Below are 17,563 nucleotides of genomic sequence, written 5' to 3' on the forward strand. Positions count from 1 at the left end.
AATGATAGATTTAAATAGAAAGTCCTTATTTTTTAGGCTGAATAAAAACCTTCTCTTTCGGAAATTTTTCTATTTCGCCGTCTTTTAATCCAAAATTAGTTATCACAACATCTTTCGGGTTTCCGGCTAGCCATTCGCTTAGATCGATTGACTGATACGTTCCGCTATTAAATCCAATTAAAATTTTACAAACCGTATCTCCTGTATTTTTAATATAATGTCCGGCTCCCATTGGTACATAACCGACATCTCCTGCATTAAATTCTTCAGTTACCACCGTACTTTCTGCCAAGAAAACCGACATTTCTGCCTGTCCGGAAATATAATACTGCCATTCGTCAGCGTTGGGATGCCAGTGCATTTCTCTTAAAGCGCCAGGCTGTAATTGTATAATTGAACCCGACATGGTACTGCTGATAGGAAATTCTTTACTGGTAACCAATCTTTGTAAACCTCCTCCGGGAACAATTCTCGGTTGTTGTGCGTGCAAAGGATAACGATGAAAACTTGTTAATTGTATATCTGATTCTTCCGGACGGGCAGTTGCATTAAATGATAATTCATCAGGAACAATTCCTGCCGCAAAATAAGCTTCTTTTTGTGGTAATGCTGCAACTTCTTCAAGGGTTAATCCTAAGTTTTGAGCAACAATTTCAGGTGGCATGCATGAAACAAAATCTGTAACACTGAATGTATGATCTTCGGAAAAATTACCATTGTCAAAAATTAAAATAAAATGACATTCTTCTGTTCCTGTTGCCTGTATTGAGTGCCCGTAACCTTTAGGGAAATACCAAACATCGCCCGGCTCAAAATTATCAACATAACTGTGTCCATCAGGATGAATAATCGTTGTACGAACAGTTCCTGAAATCACGTAAGCCCATTCTGCAGCGTTGGCGTGCCAGTGTAATTCTCTCATGCTTCCCGGCTGTAATCTCATAGAAACTCCGGCAATACCTATAGAAGCAGGGAAATCCGTGACAGAAGCTCCTCTTGTAGTTCCGCCATCATTGGTGCGGGGTTCTTTTTTCTCTAGTTCGTATTTGAAGCTTAATGATTCGTTTTTCATAATAGTAGTTTTTATTGATTAATGAGTGTTTGTCTTTATTTCTATTGTAAAGCTATCACGGAATCATCATATTTTTAAGTGTCATTCGGTGAAAAGGCAAGATGAGTCGATGAGAATTTAAAAGGAATAGTTATATAATAAAGTTATTTCTAGTTTAAAATTTAAATGCAGGATTCGTTTACAGATAGCATTAAATGAATACTTATTAGAAAGGTTGATTATATTTTCCTGTCAACGCTTTATTTTCGATACTTTTCGCGAAGTTTGGCGTTTCTTCATGATTGTGAGCATCCGAAGCGGCTTGTCTGGAAGCTGCGGCATCCGCAAGATTAATGTTGTGTTCTTTCAGATATTCAAACATTTCCGGCGTTGCAGTTGCATGAATTTCGTTGGTGTAAAGACAAGTGTTGTCATCAATTTGTGTGGCTTTTAATTCCCATAAAACCTGAACTTTTGTACGTCCACCTTTTGTAATAGAATCCGAGATGGATAACATACGGCAGTAATCAGCGCGGTGTTCAACCGCAACATAATGTTGCACCACCAATGCGTCTCCAATGGTTTCAACATTCAATGATACGGGTTCGCCATTATAAGTTGATGAAATTGCAGCTCCGATGTGTTGGGTTGAGCAACGCTGATATTCTGCGTCCGGAAGATTTAGCAACCAATCTGCGATGTTAACTTTTTCGATAGGTGCATTGATAATTGCTGTTACCGTTGAGTGAGACAATGCGTTTTCTGATGTTTGTAGAATTTCCATGATGTTTGAATTTTAATTGTTAATGTGTGTATTATTTAATGATGTAAATCTACTATCAAGTTGTTTCAAAATCAGTTGTCATTCGATGAATAGGCAGAAAATGTCGTTGAATAATAATAAAGTTGGTCATTCGCAAAAGTCTCAACTAAAATTTAGATTGATGATGAAAACGAATGAGAAATTTAGTATCGAAAATATTCAGAACGAATAATTTTATACATTTTGATTGTAAACAAAAAAATCACTGAGATTTCCCAGTGACTTATGTTTTTCAATTTATGTGAATTTCAATTATTTATACAGCCATTTTTTAATCAGTTTTGTATAATTGGGCATTACAACAAATACCATCATAAAAACAACAATTCCTGAATTGATCAATGCATCAAAATAATGATTTGCAGGAATTTTTAAAAATCTTAACAATGGAATTAAGATTAGTGGGATCATAATAGACAACGGATAAATCGCAGACCAGGTTGCCAGAAACTGTTTCCATCGAACAGGGACTTTATTTCCTTCATTTTCAGTGTTAAATAGAAAATCTAATCCTGATTTTATTTGATATTTATCGTTTTTTCTGAATAGAGGAGTTGCTTTTTCAATCAAATTTTTTCGACTGTTAGATTCCATCCATTTTTTAAGATTTGTGATGGTGTCAAATCGAATAATCACGGTATAAACAAAGGTTAAATCAGGAATTGGACGCACAATCTGATGATCAATAAAACCTTCGGAATGTTTGGTAAGCGGAACGATTTCCTTTAACCAATTTTCATATTCTTTCTGCTTACCATCCAAAATGTGATGGGTAATCACAACTGACGCACCTTGATTTTCCATAATGATTTGTTTTTGGTGGGTTGAAATAAATTAATTCAAAAAGTTTGATTTTTATAATGATTCCGCGAAAATTTTCGCTTCGTCAAGTGCTAAATTGGTAATGTTTTTCACCTCTTCCAAAGCCTGTTCCAGTGTTGTATTTTGTTCTGTAGCCATTTCGAGGATATTCAGTTTTTCTTCTAATAAGGGGAGAATTCCCATGATAGCTGTGCTGGATTTTAGATCGTGCGCTCTGAGTTTTACCGTTGTAAATTCATTGTTCTGATAAGCTGTCACGAGCTGTTGCAAATGTTGCGGAATAATATCGATAAACTGCTGCGTAACGGTTTTTTCAAATTTTATATCACCACCGCTTATGGATTGCATATAGGTTAGATCTATGTATTGAAAGTTGGACATTATTTTCTCAGCTTTCATTTCAGTTTGAGGAATTTCTTCTAATCCGAAATTTGATATTAATTTAAAAAGTTCTTCCTCTTTTATAGGTTTGGAGATATATTCATTCATCCCTCGGCTCAGGCATTTTTCTCTTTCGCCGGCGAGTGCATGTGCGGTCATTGCGATGATTGGAACATCCAATTTCAAGACTTCACGTATCTGTTGAGTTGCAGCATAGCCATCCATCTGAGGCATCTGAATATCCATCAAAACCAAATCATAAGTTTGATTAATAAGTTGTTGAACTGCTTCCAAACCATTAGAAACAATGTCGAAATTAATATTCCATTGTAAAAGCAGATGTTTCATCAGACTTTGATTGACCGTATTATCATCTACGACCAAAACACGCAAAGGCGCATTTGATTTATCTTTAAAATAATCAGTATTAACAGCAGTTGTTGTATTGAGTTGTTCTTCCGAAATACCGTAAGGAATGTAAAAACTGAAAGTCGTCCCTTTTCCCTGTTCACTCTCAACATTGATGTCACCATTTTGTAAAAGAATTAATTTTTTAACAATAGACAATCCTAAACCTGTTCCGCCATAATTTCTTGTGGTAGATTCTTCTCCTTGATTAAATCTTTCAAAAACTTCACTCAATTTTTCTTTATCGATTCCTATTCCGGTATCAGAGATCTTGAATCCAAGAACAATTTCGGTCTCAGTTTGAGATTTTTTATAAACCTCAATATTTACTTTTCCGTGATGGGTAAATTTTATTGCATTACCGATAAGATTGACTAAAATTTGGGTGAGTCTTGTTGCATCGCCCTTCAACGTATCCGGAATTGATGGATCTACTTTGCTGGAAATCGTCAGTTCTTTTTCTTTTGCGCGTTCAAGGAAAAATGTTTCTACAGAATTTACCAATCCGTTAATAATGAAGGTTCCGGGTGTGATTCGCATCATTCCTGCTTCTATTTTAGATAAATCCAGAATGTCATTAATGATGGCCATTAAATTTTCTCCCGACCGCTGAATAGATGACACAAATTCTGTAGAAATCGCATCCAAAGGTCTTTTTTGTAATAAATTGGTAAAACCTAAAATACCACTTAACGGAGTGCGTATTTCATGACTCATATTGGCTAGGAAATTTTCTTTGGCTTGCGCGGCGATGGAAGCTTTCTTTTCTGCAATATCCAGATCTTCTATTAATAATCGTTGTCTTTTGAACTGACGAAGTATGTGATAGCCAACGACAGCGCCACTCAATATCAATAAAATTAATAAAGAAATATCATAAAGTCTGGCTTTTCTTCCCATTTCTTCGCTTCGTTTACTGAGTTCAACCATATGTAGTCGGCGACTTTCGTAGATTTTTGCTGTAATTGCTGTGATTTCGTTGGAAATTAATCTTGCACGTGGATTGGCAATAGACGTATTATCATTCATATTTCCCAAAGAAAGATAACGCTGTAATAATTTCTCCTTGGTCGTCTTTTTCTCCATTGCAAGAACGCTGAGTCTGTGTATCAACCGTTCTTCTTCGGGATCCGTATTGTCTTTTGAAAGAGAATCGAGGAAATTTTCGATCTGATTGATTTTCTGATTGATACCTTCCAAATGGGTAGTGTCATTGGTAGCGATAGAAGCTCGTATTCTGCTTTCTACACCCAAAATATCACGGTCTATTTCCCTTAAATGATTGCTGGAACGCAGTTCGTTGAGAAGCGTGTTGTTATTTTGGATAAGTTCTTTCGTATTTTTAGCTGAATTGAGCTGAACAGCTATCAATAATATAGTTCCTGCAATGAATGTAAGAATTATAAAATAGCTAAATCGTTTGTTTCCCATTATAGAAAATGTATTGATCATAATTAAATAGTAATAACGATTGAGGGCCTGTTCAATCTAATTTAGAATTCAGAATCAAAGAGGTACATAAATAATGATGTTAAAACACATTCATTCTTGTGTTGAGCGCTTTTCTGTAAGCATCGGCCACAGGAATAAATTTACCATTGATCATGATTCCGCCATCCTGAAGGGTATCAATTTTTCCGACTGCAATTATATAAGAGCGATGAACTCTTATAAAATGGTCTTTCGGTAAACGTTCTTCCGCAGATTTCATGGTTCCGTGTATGGCAAACATTTTTTCTTTGGTGTAAAACTTTACGTAATCGCCCATTGCTTCGGCATAAAAAATATCATCCAGCTTCAAACGTCTCGTAATATTTGAATCTCTGACGAATAAAAACTCATCCTTATTCACCTGAACATTCTCCTTTTTACTGTCAAAAATAGCCTTTGCCTTGCTCATTACCTGCAAAAATCTTGCGGGAGTGATGGGTTTTAAGATATAATCGGCAATATTCAGTTCAAAAGCCTCCAAAGCGTATTCTTTGTTTGAAGATGTAAAAATGATGATGGTATCTTTGCCTGAAAGAGTTTTCGTTAATTCAATTCCCGTCATTTCAGGCATTTCGATATCCAAAAATATCAGATCTACCGGATTGGTCTGCAAATAATGGTAAGCTTCTATAGCATTGGAGTATTCATTTACAATCGTAAGATCCGGAATCTGTTTTGCCAGATGAGCCAAAGTAGTTCTTGCTATATCATTGTCATCAACGATCAAAGCTTTCATGATAGTAAGTTTATAGTTTACACAAATATACTTATTCCTTTTTATTTTTTACTTTGGCTTTTAATTTTATCTGAAGTAAGAACGGATCATCCAAGCCATTTCTTCGTGAGTTTCCATAAGGCCTGTAATAAAATCGCTGGTTCCGAAATCTTTGTATTCTTCTGCAAAAGGGGTGATGTTTCCACGTAGAAATTCAATGATACTTTCGTGATCGCTCAATAGATCTTTCATGAAACCTAAACCGTCATTTGTTCTATCGCTGTATTCTGTAAGATGGGTAAGCTCCAAATAGAGTTTCATTGTTGCAGGCGCATAATGTCCGATTTTACGCATACGTTCTGCAACACTGTCAATCAGTTCGTCTAATTGTTTGTACTGATTTTCAAAGAAAATATGCATCGCGTGAAAATTATCACCAGTAACGTTCCAGTGTGCATTTCTTGTTTTTGTATACAATACAAATTCGTCAGCTAATAATTTTGCCAATTGTTCTGCAACTGCTTCTGTGTTTTTTTCTGTGATACCAATGTTTGCTTTCATAATAATAAGGTTTAACGTTTTTAAGCAATAGTGCTTGTTTTATGATGTAAAGGTCTGGAGCAATCGTGTTGGAATTGTTTCCTTTTCGGTGAACGGGCAAAAAGAGTCGGTGAATGATGGGGAAATTCCTGGAATTATGGCTCTAAAAATATGATTAATTGTGAATTTGTGAAATGTAGACGAAAAATAGGATTATATCCTTACAAAAACAAGATGATATTGTGGAAAAGTATTTTATTACAATTAAAATTGAGTTAATATTTATTATATGATTAATTTAGGAATGGAATATGTATTAATAATCAATTATGTTAATCGAATATTAAGTGATAAAAATATTTTATTTAAAGTTATTTAGGTATTCATATACTCATGAATTATTAACCAAATAAATATTTAATTCATGAAAAACTTAAAAAAATTAAACAGAAACGAATTGAAAACAATTTCCGGTAACGGACTACTTGATAACATTGGTGGTTTAGTAGGCGGTATAAGGTATATCGTTCTTTTTTAGAGCGTTTTTTTATGAGGTTAAATTTTTTTCATTCGTATCAGAAGCAATACTATTCATGGGTTTATATAAATGCCTTTTTAGTTTTATAATGGGAAGATAGGTGAAAAGAATAGAGAGCAAACCTGCCAAAATCCCAACAACAATTGCCATCGCGGTGGCATCGAGTTTATAATATTTGGATAAGGCCAATTGTGCAAATAATAAACTTGACAATACCAATAATCCCGTAATAATCCCGTGCAAAATACTCAGTTTAGTCATCATTTTTTTTAAATTAAGTTGATCATCAACTGCAAATTCAATAGCATTTTGACCAGCGGCATCGGTCACTCTTTTTATAATATCTATCGTAAGAACAATCGGTAAAAATATCGCCATCGGTAACGTTAATCGAGCCAGACATTGCGTTCCTGCGAAAAAATGAGTGTAGCCTAAATCATTAAAACTTGCATAGGCAATAATGAAATTAAAAAAAACATTCGGAAGAAAATAAATAATCATCCGCTTCCTGAGAAAGCGATTCAGCGTGGTTTTTTTGATAGGTTTTGGTTGAGCCTTTTTTATTTTAAATTTCATGAAGTCAACAGTTCAATAGCTTTATCTTTAATTTTTATTGCTTCTTCTTTTGGAAGAAAACTTTCATTAGACATGAATGTAAAATCCATTTCCTGATTATAAGTTGTTGTAACCAAAGTGTTTGAATTCAGCCATGGAAAAGCAACCGTCGGACTAAAAATGGTTTCAACTTTAAAATTTTTATACTCATTCGGAATATCAATTCTTCCCATGTTGGATAAAGTAATATCATGCCCGCCTTTGCTTGATTTTAGCATAGAAATCATGCGCTCAACAACTGGATGCATATTTTCGCCCATCCACAACAATTCTCTTGCCTCCATCTTTTCAATTTTTTGAAGAAGTTCTTTTTTGATGTGTCTGGAGTTTTCCAATATATCCTGATTTCCTTTTTTTAATGACAGTTCAACTGTCGGAGCAAATGCAAAAATATGATCCTGCTTAATTTCCGGAATAAAATGACGAACATCCACCGGACTGATCACTTTTCCTTTGGCATTTTTACCCTGAACCTCTTTAAAAGCCTGCATAAAAGCCGAACACAACAAAGAATGAACAGAAATTTCATTCGCTTTGCATTTTTCAACTATTTTTTTGGAAACTGAAGCGTCCAGTTTTCGGTGAAGCGCGTAATTTTTTCCTTGGTTCCTGTTTTTGCTTTTTGATTGAATTAAAAAGAATAATTTCGCCATCATTAAATAAAATCGGGCTTTTCGTTTTTTCTTTGTTAAATTAAAATCTGCTGGCAGAAAATCACTAACAGAATCAAAGCCCTCGTATGAATTTAATTCAATGGAAGGATTGTCTAATAAAGTTAAAAGTTCGCGAATCAAAGTAATACCTGTTGTTCCATCGCAAAGACAATGAGGCATTACCCAAAGAATTTCGGATATCTTTTCACCTTTTACCCAAACGAGCTGAGCCATTGGCTTTTTGTTGTCCTCAAAAAGTCTGTACCATTCATTTTCTGATTCCGAAATCCAGTCTTGATCCGTTTTTCGTTCTACAATTCGAAGTGGAATTGGCGCAATCTCTTTTTCTTCAATAAAAAAAGGATATTTTGCACTTTTATAATCAATGGAAACCCTCAACAAAGGATGTTTCTGTTGAATTTTATCCAAAGCAATTTTAAAACTATCTTCCGAGATTTCACCGTTGATTTTTGCAGTAAATACCAAATTTAGAGGAGTTTCAGAATCTACATACATGATTCTTTCTACCAACATTAGTTTTCGTTTCATCATGATAAGGCTAAAGTTTCAAGTTGTTGTTTAACCATTTTGGTCACCTCATCACGAATCGCCAAAGCGTCTGAATAAGGCAAATAACCTTCGCTTCCCATGAAAGAAAAATTCATTTCCCCTCGGAAAGTTGAAGTAACCATCGTCGTTGTGTTTCCCAAAGGCCCGATCACGGACGGACTGAAAATATTTTCCAATGAAAAATCATTGTATTGATGAGCGATCTGAATACTTCCCAAATTAGAAAACATGCAATCGTTGGAAGATTTTCCGTTTTTTAATAATTTAGTGAAGTTTGTTAATGCATCATGCGCAGATTCCATCACCATCATTGTGATGTACGGATTGAGTTTGGATGTTTTTTTATCGACCGCTGCCTGCATCAGCTTTAAATTTTCTTCAAAACCGAATTTTTTATTCAGCGAAACTACGATCATCAATCCAAAAGCAAAAATGTGATCATCTTTGATCTGATTCGCAAAACGCCTGATATCAACCGGACACGAAACTTTATTGAAGGCTTTTTCTTTCCTGATTTTTTCAAATGCTTTTAAAACTGTTGCGCATAAAAACGTATTAACGGTAACTTTTTGAGATTTACAATAAGAAATTAATTCCTTACTAGTTTCTTGATCGAATGTCCAATTAATTAAATAATCGCTTTGTCGGTCAATCGATTTTTTATTGACAGGAATATATTTGATCGCTGTTGCAGCCAATCTTCCGATCACTTTTGCCTTCAATTGCTGTCCGCGATTAGATAAAATTTCACTAGGAACAACATCCTGAATGCCTAAAATCGGATTTTCCAACCCAATATCATATGTCGGATTATCAAGCAATTTTAAAAACTCATCCAATAAAGACAAAGCCGAGCCACCATCGCATAAACAATGGTGAAACACAAACATCATTTCTGAAGTTTCATCTCCTTTGATCCAGACAAATCGCATGAGAGGTTGTTCTTTGTAATTGAATATTTTGTACCATTCGTTTTTAGATTCTTCCAGCCAGTCATTTTCGCGCCTTTTGGCTAGAATTCGGATCGGGATTTTTGCTTTTTCTGATACCTCAAACCAGGGAATATTCTTTTCATCATGTTTAATGACGGCCTTTAACCACGGATGTTTTACCTGAAGCAGATTCAAAGCATGTTGAATATTTTTCAAGCTAAATGTACCCTTCAACCTGAAAGGAATTACCGTGTTGAAAGGTTCTGTTCCGTCTCCAAGCAACATTCGTTCGCCAAATAACAATTTTCTTTTCATAGGCTTAAACCGAAATTAAAGTGGATTGTTCTACAAAATTCTCCAGTAATTCTACCGCACGGTCGTTTCCGCCAGCGTTGATTAAACTCGATTGAACCTCTTTCGCAGCATTTCTGTACGTTGGATTTTCCAATAATTCAAAAACAGTCTGGCGAAGCGCTTCTACACGTAATCTTTTATATCTGATACTGATTCCGCAACCTGCTTTTTCAATTAGTTTTGCAATATGAAAATGATCATAAGCAATAGGAGTAATTAACATCGGTAAACCATTGGTGAAAGTATCATTAACGGTATTAAAACCACCATGACAAATCACTGCATCCATGTTAGGCATCAACGCAGATTGAGGAACAAAGCTGCTCACAATAAAATTGGAAGGCCATTCTTCAAAAATTTCCGGTGGAGTAGCGGCAATCACGGTTACAGGCTGATCTGCAAAAGCTTCAATTACTTTTTCGAAAAATGCTTTCCTGATATCCACCAATAATGTTCCCAACGAAACAAATATTTTTGGGGTAGTGGATGCGTTTAATTTATCCCAATCAAAAGGCGCCGGATTTGGTCTTCCTTTTACAGGACCTACAAATTTCATATGAGAAGGAACTTCTTCAAAATCAGCGAATTTTTGAGAGGTAAAAATCAAATTCAAATGATGAGAATGAATGAAAATTCCATCATCTTCAATTCCGACTTCTTGCTGAAGCTGTTTAATTAAATTTTGCTGCCATTCGAAAATTTTCGGTGCGCTGTTCTCTATGTCACCCATCACATCGGGCGGAACAGGCGTTGTCGTTACACACGGAATATTATTCTTATGGGCAAAAAGCGCTCCTCCGAAAGTGATACAGTCATTGACTATCACATTGGGCTGCCAGTCTTTTGTAAGCGTTTTCAAACCGGGCATCATCATTTTGGCAAAAGGAACATAGGTTTCTTCCAAAGCCAGTTTCATGACTTCAGGTCCTGAACAGGCGGGACCGTCGTCCTGTCTTTTTAAAATTTTTGCAATTTCATCCTGATACGGAATCAAATCTTCTTCAGGATAAAAATAACTTCCACCTTCCGGAATATGCTTGTTGTCTAAAGGCGTAATTCCGAACCATTTTACTTGATGACCACGGGCAATCAAACTCGCTCCTACGCTCAGTGTCGGACTGATGTGTCCAAAAAATGGGGGAACAACAAATAAAAATCGAGACTTTGGTTTTTCCATTGTTGAAGTTGTAATAGCGTTTTCCAATAAATTGGCTGCGGTAGTACTTCCACCAGCTTCGATGAAAGATTCGCGGACAATTTCTGCAGCTTTTTTATATTCAGGATTGGTTAAAATATTTCGTACGGCTTCGTTTAAATGATGCGCCTTAAATCTGTTAAAATTAAGACGTTCACCCGCTCCGGTACGCACAACACGTCCCGCAACATGCGACTGATCATACGCGATCGGAATTACCACCAAAGGCAAACCGTTTGATAATGCCTCAGAAACGGTATTGTGGCCGCCGTGAGAAACAACACCGTCCAAATAAGGTAACAAATCCAATTGAGGAACTTGCTGATACACCATAAAGTTTTCCGGCCATTCTTCAAAAAGCTGTGGATCTGAAACCACAACAACCGTTAAGTTTTCATCTTTAAAAGCATCAACCACTTTTTGGAAAAATGCTTTTTTATGTTCGTGATCGAAAGTTGTTCCGATGCTTACCAAAATCTTCTTTCTTGGATTGCTGTTGAATTTTTCCCAATCAAATTCACAGGAAACACGGCGTTCCGTAAGAACCGGACCAGTAAATTGATAATTGGAAGTTAAATCCATTTCACCAAAGAAATAATTGGAAGTAAGAACCAACGTCAATAAATCTGAACAATCCAAAGTACGGTTTTCTTCAACGCCTAATTCCTGTTGCAGTGCAATAATCTGCTTTTCTTCCCACTCATGAACTTTGGGAAGCTCGCTCATAATTTTAATAGCAGCCGGAGCTGTAACGGTCGTTGCGTACGGAAGACCCAATTTTTTCGCAGCAATGGAAGCCGCAAATAACTGATGATCGCCGATCACCAAATCGGGTTGATATTCTTTTAATAAAGGAATAATTCCATTATAGCAATGTCTGTTTAAAGGAATCAGCACGTCTTCGTAAAGAAATTTAATGCTGCCGATTCCATAGACAACTTTTTTGGAAATTATATCGAGATAGTTTTCGCTATCTCTTTTTTCTTCGTCTGTTTGGTCGTATTGAATCAGTAATAATTCTCCGCCTTCCGGAAGTTTATGTTGCAAATTTTGGTCTAGACTTATCCATGCCACCTGATGTCCTCTTTCCAGAAGAGTAGCACCGATGCTTAGGGTAGGATTCACATGACCTGTCAGTGGTGGAACTATAAATACAAATTTAGCCATGGTTTTGTGATAAGGTTTTTAATGATTTTGATAAAAAATGGGCGATAGTTTCCGCAATCAAAACAGGTTCCTGAATCGGAATGTTGTGATCTCCGGGAATTAATTTTAATTCAGAACTTCCGATTTGATCATTCAGCCATTCGCCTGTCGGTCTGCAATTGGAATCTGCGCCGTATAGTAACAATGTAGTAGGTTTTAATTCAGAAAAACCAACTTTGCTCAGGAAATGTTTTTCCTTAATCATATCTTCTTTAATGCTGGTCTGATTAAACAAAAACTCATACATGCGATGATTTTTTTCCATCTGTCTTTTGCCCATCTGCACTTTTGTGGTGTCGGTAAAATTGGCTATATAATGCTCCAGAAACTCTTTGCTGTATTCATCAATAATATTTCTGGCTTTTTCGTCCTGCGGATCGGGAGCTTCGATAACGACCAGTTGCTCGATGCGATCGGGAGCTTTTAAAGCAGTTTTTAAAGAAATTAATCCTCCAAAACTATAGCCGACAAGATGTGCTTTTTCAATATTTAAAGCATCCATCAACGTTAAAACATCGGAAGACATATTTTCTAAATCGTAACCGTCGGTAAAACGCTCGCTCATGCCATGACTTTTCAAATCGTACATCACGACGTGAAAGTGTTTTGCCAGAATCGGAGCAATATTAAAATAATAAATGGAAAGGTTGCTGAACATACCGTGGAGCATCACCACAGTTTGTTCAGCCCCTTTGTTGAGTTCCTGAATATGAACCTTTTTATCGTTTACAGAGATTATTGGCATTCGTAGATATAATTGATAATCATACTTAAATCAAGGTTAATCAATTCGTCCAGATCCATTGAAGACAGCCATCCCGTGAAATCGATCTGCTCGCCAAAATGCGCTTTGATTTTCTCGGAAAAAGAGACGATTTCGATGCTGTCCATTTCCAGATCTTTTGTGAAAGAACTTTCAGGCGTAATGTCCATTTCCTCTACAAATTCTTCACCGATAACCTCCGTGATGAAACCTTTTAAAAGGGTAAATAATTCTTCGTGATTTAATTTTACTGTTGTGTTTATAGTGTCCATCCTATGATATAATTTTTATGGTTTATGGTTTTGATTTCTGTTTGATTGATCCATAAAGAATCTTCTGTTATTTTTTCGACTTCAAAGTTTTTAGGGTTTCCTCTCAATCCTGTCCCGATGAATTTTCCGTAGGCTTCTTTGGCTACCCAGAAACGGGTGGTCCATTCTGCCTGATCTTTTCCTTTTAATAAGGCTAATTCGTTATCGGTAAAGACAAGATCGTAGAATCCTGAGCTTCGTTCTTCGATGATTTCCATGTCAATTCCGACAGGTTTTCCGCTTTTTGCAATTCCGACAGCATCTTTTCCTTTATGTGCTAAAGAAATATAAATGTCTTTCGTTGAATCTCCGATTACATAAGGTTTTCCGACCTCATCAGAAGCAATTTCAAAAGTAATCGGGAAGCAAGGGTGATTTTTTTCCTTTTTAAGAAGGTTTCTCACCGCATCTTTCACCGCAACACGGCTTACCATATAGCTTTTTCTTTTGTTTGGAAGCAATGTTTGATGATGCTCTTTTTCTGTCTGATTGAAATATCTTTTCAGGATAAAATCCCAAGATGCGACTCTTGAATACGCCTGATGGAAGAAAAATACTTCAGGAGCAATTTCTTCTGAAAGACGGTTGTGCAAAGGCGACATTGAAACGTTCCATAACGCTGCATCGATTTCCAGACGGCGGTTTTGCCAGCCAGAAATTTTGCACCAGACTTTTCCGTTTTTAGTTAAAAGAATATCTCCGATTGCAAATTCGTTATTCATTTCAGTCAGACTACAGGTGCATTCGAAAACGCCGTCCTGATCATGTAGATCTCCGAAAAATTCAATGTCTTTGATTTTTACTGGGAAAGCAATTCTGTCTTTTGTTAATGTTAATTGAAGCCAAAGTCCGAATAATTGTCCAGCGTTATCCAACAACGAACCTTTTCCGCCGTTTCCTTTGATTTTTCCGATAATTCCTTTTGTTCCAACCTTTGAAACTTCCGTAATTCCCTGATATTTTTCACCATGAAACATGTGCATCTCGTAGATTTCTTCGGGAGTTCTTTCGATGGGCAATATTTCTCCGATGGAAAGATTGAAGGTCGGATTTGTTCTTGCAGATAAGGTTAATAAAACCTCAGCATTCACAAAATTTTCAATATCTAAATAAGCGTGATGGGTAGATCGCCATTCTCCTTTTACGGTTTTTTCGAAAGGTTTTGCGACATTCATCCATTGGAAAACGCTTACATTCATGATTTTATGAACCTGACTTCCTGGAATTTCAGCTTGTGCGATTTCTGCTAATTGCTCAAAAATCATCGTCATTGGAATCACAGGTTCCATATCGGCAACTTCATACCAGCCTTTTGGCTGTCTCAATAAGCTGTGGTCGATTAGGTAAGGGTGGGTTTCCAACGTCACGTATAAAGTTTTTTCAAAATTCTTGCTTATCGGAGCCTGAAATTTTGGTAATACCACATTCGGAATTGAAACTTTCGGACGGTCTTGAAATAAGGTTAAAACTTCTTCCTGCATTTTAATCATATCTGAGATGTTATCCTGAAATGCCTGAACAAGCGGATGCCCTGATTTTGCAACTGCGGCAGTTACTTTTTGCTTTGAAGTATCGATAGATTTTGCTAAATGTTGAATTTCCTTAAAATCACGGATAATCGGCGAACCTAATTCCAGTTTAATGCCTTTTCCTGATGATTTTTTGGATTGATTTTGAATATCTAAAAAGTCCAGCGCAACTGTTTTTCCTTCCACGAATAAAGCCGCAACCACTCTTTGAAACTGAGCCAATGCAGAACGTGTCGCCACACTGGAAGCAATGGTACTGAATGCTTTTCCTTTCAATGTATCATCTATAAATCCAATCAAACCACCAGTTCCGATCTGAATGAAAAATCTTGCCCCTTCTTCGTATAATTTATCCGTCAGTTCACGGAAACGAACAGGTTCCACAAGATGTTCCGCGCTTAGTTTTCTGATCGCGTCCTGATCCGATGGATAAGGTTCCAACGTCGTTGCCGACCACAACGGAATTTTTGTCTGCTGAAACTGTGCTTTTTCCATTCCTGCTAAAATCACATCCAGTTTATCGGCGATAAAAGGAGAGTGGAAACCTGATTGGAACGGCAAAATCTGATGAAATATCTGTTTTGATTTTAATACAGGTACCAATTCATCCAAAGCCGAATTACTTCCGCAAAGAATCACCTGATTCGGGCAATTATCGTTGGAAATATATACGTTTTGAATTTCTTTGATAATGGGTTTTATGTTTTCAATTCCAGCTCCGATGGCGATGAATTTTGAATCTTTTAATTCAAAAGTTTCAGGATTTAAAACATCAATTAAAGCTTTTACAGAATTTACTTCTGCTAATTCAGAAGAGTAACCTGCCAACCATTCACCTAAGCTGTGACCTGCATTCATATCCGGTATAATTCCTAATTTTTTTAATGAATTATCGAGAATGCTGCAGTTGTTGAAGATATTTAGAGCGTCATTTAATAATCCTTTACCTTCCGTTTCAATCGGCGTATTGATGTTGAAATAACGGCTTACACTTTCTACTTCACCTTTCGCCAAACCATCTAATCCAGGAAAAACGAAGGCTACTTTTTCTCCATTCTGCAATAGAGGAGCGTTGGTGTACCAAATATCCTGTTTGTTGCGCCAAGGATTATTTTTAGCAACAATTTTTATCGTTTTTTCAATTCTTGCAGGAGTTGGTTCAAAAATCGCCACGCGGAAATTTCCTTCTCCAACGACTGTTTCATTATTTTGTAAAGCAGACAATAATTCTTCGTGCGTTGGTCTAGCTAAGATTAAAACCTTATCTTTTTTAGGCATATCATAACCTTCCAATACCACATGAGCATTGATTCCTCCGAATCCGAACGCATTGACTGCAGCTACTTTTGGTAATCCTGTTTTAGACCAGCTTTTTGCTTCCTGAACAGGTTCGAATCTTGTTTTCTGAATCTCCGAAGTCGGATTTTCACAGTATAAAGTTGGTGGCAATGTGTCGTGATGTAGAGCCAGACAAGTTTTAATTAAACCTGCAATTCCTGCGGCGGGCATGGCATGACCGATATTTGATTTTACAGATCCGATTCCGGCAATTTTAGCACCTTCTTCTTTTCCGAAAAACTGAGCTAAAGTCTGCAATTCGGTCTTGTCACCAAGCGGAGTTCCCGTTCCGTGAGCTTCCAGATAACCTATCTTGTTTTCATCTAAATCTGCATTTGACCAAGCTTGTTGTAAAGCTTTCAACTGACCTTTTACAGAAGGACTCATCACACTTGTTCCGTTACCGTCACTGCTGATTCCAACGCCTTTAATGACTGCATAAATTTTATCCTGATCACGAACAGCATCCTCCAATCTTTTCAATATCATGAATCCGCAACCTTCACCAATTAATAAACCATCTGCATCATTGCTAAAGGGCTTAATTTTTTGTTGATGAGATAATGCTCCTAATTGAGCGAAAATACTCCAGAAAGCAGCGTTTTGTCCGGTATGAACTCCACCTGCAATCATAATGTCAGAACGACCTCGTTGAAGTTCCTGTACCGCGTGGTCTACTGCAATTAAAGCACTCGCACAAGCGGCATCAACCGTAAAAGCTGCACCTCCCAAATTGAAACGATTGGCAACCAAAGATGCAACAAGATTAGGAATTAATCCCATAGCGGTATCGGCTGCAAAACGTCCTTTTTTTTCCTGAAAAGCGTGTTTTACCTTTTCAATATCTGCGGAAGAAACTTCGGGCAACAATTCCTTTAATAAAGAAGAAATTTGTTCGCCTGTTCTTACAATTTCGATAGCACGAGTTGCGCCGGGACCGGTATAATTCCCTTTCCCGATGATGATTCCTGTTTTTTCGAGCGAAATATTTTTCTTAAATATTCCGGCATCGTCTAAGGCTTTTTGAACCAGATCAAGCGTTAAAAGATGATCGGGTTCAGTCCCTTCAACGGCTAATGGTAAAATTCCGAAAGCGGTGGGATCAAATTCATAATCAGAGATAAATCCACCACGCTGACAGTAAAAACGGTCAACCGGATTGGTGGTATCACTGAAATGAACAGGATCGATTCGGTCGGCTGGAGCCAGCTGGGTAGAATCTACTTTATTGACAATATTTTGCCAAAAAGTGTCGGCGTCCTGCGCCCCCGGAAATACGCAAGACAGACCAATTACTGCAACATCTGTTTTTTTCATACGTTCAATTT

The 17,563-nt window shown here is 36.8% G+C and carries 14 protein-coding genes; 1 reads left to right on the forward strand and 13 read right to left on the reverse strand.

Annotated features, from left to right (window positions below; all coding sequences use genetic code 11):
- Positions 1-25: 25 nt before the first annotated feature.
- The 6 genes from EG348_RS17200 to EG348_RS17225 all read right to left on the reverse strand — a co-directional run bounded on the left by EG348_RS17200 (position 26) and on the right by EG348_RS17225 (position 6,252).
- Positions 26-1,072 carry a cupin domain-containing protein gene (locus EG348_RS17200; RefSeq protein WP_123984201.1) on the reverse strand — a complete coding sequence of 349 codons (1,047 nt, stop codon included), beginning with the start codon at positions 1,070-1,072 and terminating at the stop codon, positions 26-28.
- 205 nt (positions 1,073-1,277) lie between these two features.
- Positions 1,278-1,835 (reverse strand): hypothetical protein, encoded by a 558-nt coding sequence (locus EG348_RS17205; protein ID WP_123984202.1) that lies wholly within the window; start codon positions 1,833-1,835, stop codon positions 1,278-1,280.
- 291 nt (positions 1,836-2,126) lie between these two features.
- Positions 2,127-2,678, reverse strand: a complete 552-nt coding sequence (locus EG348_RS17210; RefSeq protein ID WP_164463319.1) for an antibiotic biosynthesis monooxygenase — start codon at positions 2,676-2,678, stop codon at positions 2,127-2,129.
- A 51-nt stretch (positions 2,679-2,729) separates the two neighbouring features.
- On the reverse strand, positions 2,730-4,937 hold the full coding sequence (locus EG348_RS17215; RefSeq protein WP_123984204.1) for a hybrid sensor histidine kinase/response regulator: 2,208 nt from the start codon (positions 4,935-4,937) through the stop codon (positions 2,730-2,732).
- 79 nt (positions 4,938-5,016) lie between these two features.
- Complete coding sequence (locus tag EG348_RS17220; protein ID WP_123984205.1) at positions 5,017-5,712, reverse strand: LytR/AlgR family response regulator transcription factor; 696 nt, start codon at positions 5,710-5,712, stop codon at positions 5,017-5,019.
- Positions 5,713-5,778: 66 nt separating this feature from the next.
- The gene (locus EG348_RS17225) at positions 5,779-6,252 is read right to left on the reverse strand and encodes a Dps family protein (protein WP_123984206.1); all 474 of its coding nucleotides are present in this window, start codon (positions 6,250-6,252) and stop codon (positions 5,779-5,781) included.
- A 403-nt stretch (positions 6,253-6,655) separates the two neighbouring features.
- On the opposite strand from EG348_RS17225, the gene EG348_RS22110 reads away from it, so the two are divergent.
- Positions 6,656-6,769, forward strand: a complete 114-nt coding sequence (locus EG348_RS22110; RefSeq protein ID WP_410494132.1) for a bacteriocin-like protein — start codon at positions 6,656-6,658, stop codon at positions 6,767-6,769.
- A gap of 9 nt (positions 6,770-6,778) precedes the next feature.
- Here EG348_RS22110 and EG348_RS17230 read toward each other — a convergent pair whose 3' ends face one another.
- From EG348_RS17230 to EG348_RS17260, 7 genes are read right to left on the reverse strand one after another with little or no spacing between them, the layout of a single operon-like run.
- A complete protein-coding gene (locus EG348_RS17230) occupies positions 6,779-7,345 on the reverse strand; it encodes a hypothetical protein (RefSeq protein WP_123984207.1) in 567 nt (188 codons plus the stop codon).
- Positions 7,342-8,589 (reverse strand): condensation domain-containing protein, encoded by a 1,248-nt coding sequence (locus EG348_RS17235; RefSeq protein WP_123984208.1) that lies wholly within the window; start codon positions 8,587-8,589, stop codon positions 7,342-7,344. Before EG348_RS17235 ends, EG348_RS17230 begins: the two co-directional genes overlap by 4 nt.
- Positions 8,586-9,854, reverse strand: coding sequence for a condensation domain-containing protein (locus EG348_RS17240; RefSeq protein ID WP_123984209.1), 1,269 nt, complete (start codon positions 9,852-9,854; stop codon positions 8,586-8,588). The genes EG348_RS17235 and EG348_RS17240 overlap by 4 nt, the downstream gene beginning before the upstream one ends.
- A gap of 4 nt (positions 9,855-9,858) precedes the next feature.
- Complete coding sequence (locus EG348_RS17245; RefSeq protein WP_123984210.1) at positions 9,859-12,255, reverse strand: glycosyltransferase; 2,397 nt, start codon at positions 12,253-12,255, stop codon at positions 9,859-9,861.
- Complete coding sequence (locus EG348_RS17250; RefSeq protein ID WP_123984211.1) at positions 12,248-13,039, reverse strand: alpha/beta fold hydrolase; 792 nt, start codon at positions 13,037-13,039, stop codon at positions 12,248-12,250. Before EG348_RS17250 ends, EG348_RS17245 begins: the two co-directional genes overlap by 8 nt.
- A complete protein-coding gene (locus EG348_RS17255) occupies positions 13,030-13,329 on the reverse strand; it encodes an acyl carrier protein (RefSeq protein WP_123984212.1) in 300 nt (99 codons plus the stop codon). The genes EG348_RS17250 and EG348_RS17255 overlap by 10 nt, the downstream gene beginning before the upstream one ends.
- Positions 13,317-17,552 carry a type I polyketide synthase gene (locus tag EG348_RS17260; protein WP_123984213.1) on the reverse strand — a complete coding sequence of 1,412 codons (4,236 nt, stop codon included), beginning with the start codon at positions 17,550-17,552 and terminating at the stop codon, positions 13,317-13,319. Before EG348_RS17260 ends, EG348_RS17255 begins: the two co-directional genes overlap by 13 nt.
- Positions 17,553-17,563: the final 11 nt, after the last annotated feature.

Origin of the sequence: Chryseobacterium sp. G0201 (genome assembly GCF_003815655.1) — a bacterium.
GTDB lineage: Bacteria > Bacteroidota > Bacteroidia > Flavobacteriales > Weeksellaceae > Chryseobacterium.